At 39.6% G+C, this 4,588-nt stretch carries 5 protein-coding genes and 1 pseudogene; 2 read left to right on the top strand and 4 right to left on the bottom strand.

Annotation, left to right across the window (positions count from 1 at the left end):
• Positions 1 to 437: 437 nt before the first annotated feature.
• Positions 438 to 872, top strand: a complete 435-nt coding sequence (locus tag ACED59_RS24095; protein WP_017098098.1) for a CesT family type III secretion system chaperone — start codon at positions 438 to 440, stop codon at positions 870 to 872.
• Between the two features lie 6 nt (positions 873 to 878).
• Positions 879 to 2,075 (top strand): hypothetical protein, encoded by a 1,197-nt coding sequence (locus tag ACED59_RS24090; protein ID WP_017098097.1) that lies wholly within the window; start codon positions 879 to 881, stop codon positions 2,073 to 2,075.
• A gap of 608 nt (positions 2,076 to 2,683) precedes the next feature.
• Here ACED59_RS24090 and exsE2 read toward each other — a convergent pair.
• From exsE2 to ACED59_RS24070, 4 genes and pseudogenes are all read right to left on the bottom strand, one after another.
• The gene (gene exsE2, locus ACED59_RS24085) at positions 2,684 to 2,974 is read right to left on the bottom strand and encodes a T3SS regulon translocated regulator ExsE2 (RefSeq protein ID WP_017098096.1); all 291 of its coding nucleotides are present in this window, start codon (positions 2,972 to 2,974) and stop codon (positions 2,684 to 2,686) included.
• 7 nt (positions 2,975 to 2,981) lie between these two features.
• The gene (locus ACED59_RS24080) at positions 2,982 to 3,428 is read right to left on the bottom strand and encodes a type III secretion system chaperone (protein ID WP_371705182.1); all 447 of its coding nucleotides are present in this window, start codon (positions 3,426 to 3,428) and stop codon (positions 2,982 to 2,984) included.
• A gap of 203 nt (positions 3,429 to 3,631) precedes the next feature.
• Positions 3,632 to 3,751: pseudogene (locus tag ACED59_RS24075) on the bottom strand (ISAs1 family transposase); the annotation flags it as partial.
• A 254-nt stretch (positions 3,752 to 4,005) separates the two neighbouring features.
• Complete coding sequence (locus ACED59_RS24070) at positions 4,006 to 4,440, bottom strand: CesT family type III secretion system chaperone (protein ID WP_017098094.1); 435 nt, start codon at positions 4,438 to 4,440, stop codon at positions 4,006 to 4,008.
• Positions 4,441 to 4,588 lie beyond the last annotated feature (148 nt).

Raw genomic sequence — 4,588 nt, 5'->3', positions numbered from 1 at the left:
ATGAGTTATTGATTGTATTTTGCTTCCAGTTGGTTGTTTTATAACGAGGTTTAGGCATAGGGCTACGAGAGAGAGTGGTGGTAGCTGCTCAGGTCGTAGATTCTTAATTTAGTTCCACTGAATTGCGAAACAAAGCTAATCTTACCACTTAACCAACTCATTTACGTTCCAATGCCTATGGAATTGGGTCTCGCTTTTGGCTGGCTAAGCAAATTATAATCATTTACCAAAACTTTAAAAAAGTATACAAAATTCAATTAGATAAACATAATTAAGATGATGTAATTTGAGGGTGAAAATGCTATTTCCGACCATTTTACGGAGACCATCGAAACTGTTCCCGTAGAAACATAAAAAATAACGGCTACATATGATTGCCGTTTTTTTGTTGCACGTTAATCTAAGTGGTAAAACCATGACAAATTGAACAGGATAAAATGGACAGAGAAAGTAATGTCAAATACTGGCTGAGAAATATCAACGAGCAGCTAACTCTAATTGACCGTCGGTGCCATATGCGGGTAGACGAGGCTCATTCCCTCCTGGTCCAACTCTCTGAAGATGGACAGGAGCTTCTACTTCATGGTGAGATAACGGATATTTCTATGAAGGATGAATTGTATATACTCCGCAGCAGTATGGTACTGAACGGACAACAGGATACGATGAAACGTTGTTGGTTAGCGACGCATCAAAATAAACTGCTTCTCATTCATGAGCTTAGCTTAGTTGATTGCGATGAAATCGACTTTGAGAACACGATGAACAACTTCATTGTGCTTATGAGTACTCTTAGAACTCAATTTAGTTCGGTATCAGAACCGATAAATGAAGTAACCATGCCTTATTCTCAACAGCTTATAAAAGGATAAATATTCATGCCTATTGGATTGAATCCAGTTCAAACGACTAATGTCACAAACACTTCAACTCATACCAAGAGTCCATATGAACTAAAGGTTCAGCCTGACAAAGCTAAACTACTGCAGGATATCGCGCCAACAGGACCTACACTGAAACAACCCACCACAGGAGAAAAAACTGCTATCACGATAAGTATGGATGAAGCAATGACAGCAATGACAGCAATGAACAAAGAACAAGCGAAGGGAGGTTTTACTCTTGATGACGGACGACAGTTCGAAATTCGAGATATGCATGTAATCAGACAGAACAAGGGGGGCTTGATAAGCCGGATGAAAGAAGGTTTCATCAAAGCATTACATGGTCAAGGAGCTTCATCCTCAGATGCTAAAAAGCTGACCGCAGCGTTACACCAAAAAGCCGATAACCCAGCAGTTCAGGAAAACTTTGTGCGCTCGTGGGATAGTGGAGGTTTTACAGATCCTACAGTAGTAAGTGGTGAAATGGGAGTGCGTGGGCACCAGTCAAAACAAGATTTTCAGTTTATTGTCCACACCGCACCAATAACTCACTTGATGGAAGGGAAGGGCGTTTTTAGTATTGATGCAGAAAGTGCGCTAACCTCCTGGGATGTAGCATGCACTAGTATCGTAAACCAGAGCAAGACTTTCACTTATGGCTCCGTTGGTGTAATTCTGAAAGTTCCGGAACAAAATGTTATTGCCGCTAGTCCAAACGATCTGATGTCGGAAACCAACATTGGTCTTCTTGATCGGACTGAAGATCTTGTCAACGTCTCAGATAAGAACGCTACAAAGACCCGCTATGAGGCAATGCCTGACTATGAACGTACAGGGTTACTAGCAAAAAAGGAATTACCGCGACATCAAAGGCATACCAACACTCCAAGTGAAGTCCTGAAGAAAACCTATGGGATGCGCAATGAAATTCTTATCTGTACGTCTGGAGGTGTAAATCTCCACGAGGGGCAGAAGGCAACCGAGAAGGTGGAAATAGCAGGGTTTTTCCTCAACGACAGCGCCCCAACAGCCTCTCACCAAGATTTAGCCGATTGGAAAGGAGAAACGTTGTTATCCAAAAATGATAAGTACGAGTTATTCAAGCAGCATGCTGAGCCCCTAGCCCAAAAACTTGGAGTGCCAATTATTTACTTAAACGGTACAGCGGATATTGCGGAAGTTTTGAAGTAGAAATAAATATAAAAACGCAAATTTTTATGTAGTCTGGTGTTGTAGGGCAAATGAGAGGCGAGCGTCTAATAGTTGATTTTCTGAACATATAATAACTAACGCAGATACCACCAACTAAGGTGGTGTCTGCAATTTAAGTTTGAAGGTCAAATCGATAGAAGTGTGTTAAAATAACTCTTTTTCTTAACTGAATTAAACAACAACGTCGCATTTATCGTAAAACAGCTTTAGTTATGGCATAAATCGTCATTATATCTATGTATGCATTGATTTTAAACAATATTAGAAGGTGATGAGAGTAAGAAGTTTTTTAAACGGCTTTATAGATGGAGTTATTCTCCTCCGGCAACGCATGTAAACAATGAGGATTACCTTTCCCCTACAAAGATAGGCGTCTAAGTAGTGCTGAATCTTTGGCTACCTAAGCTTCACGGCTCAAAAAAACGGGAAGCAAAAATTTGACTATCACAAGTGTCCACTATCTGAAACAGCGTGTATTGTGTGCTACAGCTATTAGTACCGCTTTAACTCTGTGTCATTACAACGCACAAGTTGAGGATAGTTACACAAGGCTCAAAACTAGGGCCGATTTCGATTTATGGTCGTTTTTATTGAGACTGACTGATCACTTGGATTTTTCTATTCAATAAGGCTTGTACAGAATGAGGGTCTTTTTCGAAGCTTAAGATTGAGTTATAAATTTCCACATTCGCATGCATCGACAACAACTCACTTAACTCCAGTTTGGAGTTGGCTCGATTCGCCTCTCGCTCTCCAGGACTAGTCTGTACAACGGTTCGCCCCAGAAAGGTGCCTTGCGTTGCGAGGGGAGGTTGTCCTTTGCTCTCTAAGTTATTGAAATATATATCATTTATTTTTGGTTTGATGTCGTTGGACATAAGGTACCTAAACTCTTAAGTCTGAGCTCTGAAGCATAGACGGTGAAACTTCTGTTACGACATGAGCAGACAACAAGGACTCCCAAGATTCGCTCTGTGTGAGCAGTTCAGCAAGTCCACTCTCAAACAGCTCATAGTCGAGTTTTTCGGCACGAAGCAACCTGTTTAAACACAGCTTGTGCCTGTGATTATCTAGACTAAAAAATAGTTGATGTTCAGACCAGTGATAGTTGAATGACAAAAAAGAACGATAAAGATCAGAATTAACAATTTGTAGGTCAACAATCTCTACTTCTAGTTGAAGTGTTTCTATTTTAGAGTGAAAAATTAAATGCACTCTTAACTTATCGTCAAAAGCTAACCCCAGTTCGTCTTCAGTCAAATGTAATTCAGGCAAGCCTACTCGACGAGAAAACTCCATCAGAACCTCATCTACAATTTGGCGTACTGACATAAAAACAGTCCTTTCATTAAATGTTAATAGTTATTATAGGTTAAACAGGTGTTTTTTATATTATTATTGGTTGATATTTTTTATATATTACGTAAGGTTCAGTCAGATCGCAATTACCAAAATACGCAGTTCTTCGGCATTCGCGCTTCTTAAGCGTGATTCTATTCCTTTTATGGTCTCAATAAGGGCACGAATGTACTTTGTTAATCTGATGTAAACAGAACGGAGGCTCTGTAATCTTTATTCCATGCAGCTTTATTCATCTTCCTTGGTACTGATAAGTCCCTTTCGGATTTCCTAAATCAGTCCTGAACAAAACGTTGATGATGAAACTGATTCAGTGACACACTCTCAAAGGGCTAGTTGTCTTTGTTTACATACTTTGTTAATAATTCTTGATGTAGTACCAATGGAGCAAGAATTGTTGCCTCGCCTTCAAACCAAGTAGCTCTTCCTGAACCAAGCATCCCGATGTGACTAGGGAATACTGTAATCAACTTGCGTGTGAAGCAAGTTGAGAGCAGACCGCTAGCTGTAATAGTATTTCAGCTCCCTGCAGTTTATTAGGTTAATACAATTAAACGCGAAAAGTTGTAGGGTAAAAATGTGATTCTTTGTCGATAGATTTTGATTCTATATTGTTAGCTAGAGAGGTTATTTGTTCATAGTATTGGCTGAGCAATTCCAATTGTTGATATACCGTGTACCGATCGGCTTGAACGATAGGCTGATGATTCCAAAGAATGAGGTTATTACTTTTATTATCAAAGCCAACAACTGGTTTTTTCTCATCTTGGCTAAACATATTCATTTCAAGCAAAACCTGAGCATTGTTTTTGTTGAGTTCACCTAAATTACTTAACATCATCAAACGTCCACTTGGGTGTTCGGTAATGTGGCACTCTTGCTCTCCTACTTTAATGCTTGTCACATTATTCGTTTCAGTGTTTGCTGCCTCTAGACCGAGCTCTTGGCAAAGCATTTCAACTACTTTTATATATTGCTGACTCATATTGTTTACTTATTTACTGTAAAAAGGCGTGTCAGTAGACCAAAAAGTGAGTTTAATAACGGCTTTGTCGCGTAATTCAGTTAGAGACAGAGTAGCCCCATTTCGTGCGTTTCTTAGTCAATACAGCAAGTTTCAGGCATACCTAACC

The organism is Vibrio sp. FF266, assembly GCF_041439695.1.
Lineage (GTDB): Bacteria > Pseudomonadota > Gammaproteobacteria > Enterobacterales > Vibrionaceae > Vibrio > Vibrio tasmaniensis_A.
The sequence above is the reverse complement of the archived record's forward strand: the minus strand, read 5'-3'. Positions and strand labels throughout refer to the sequence as shown.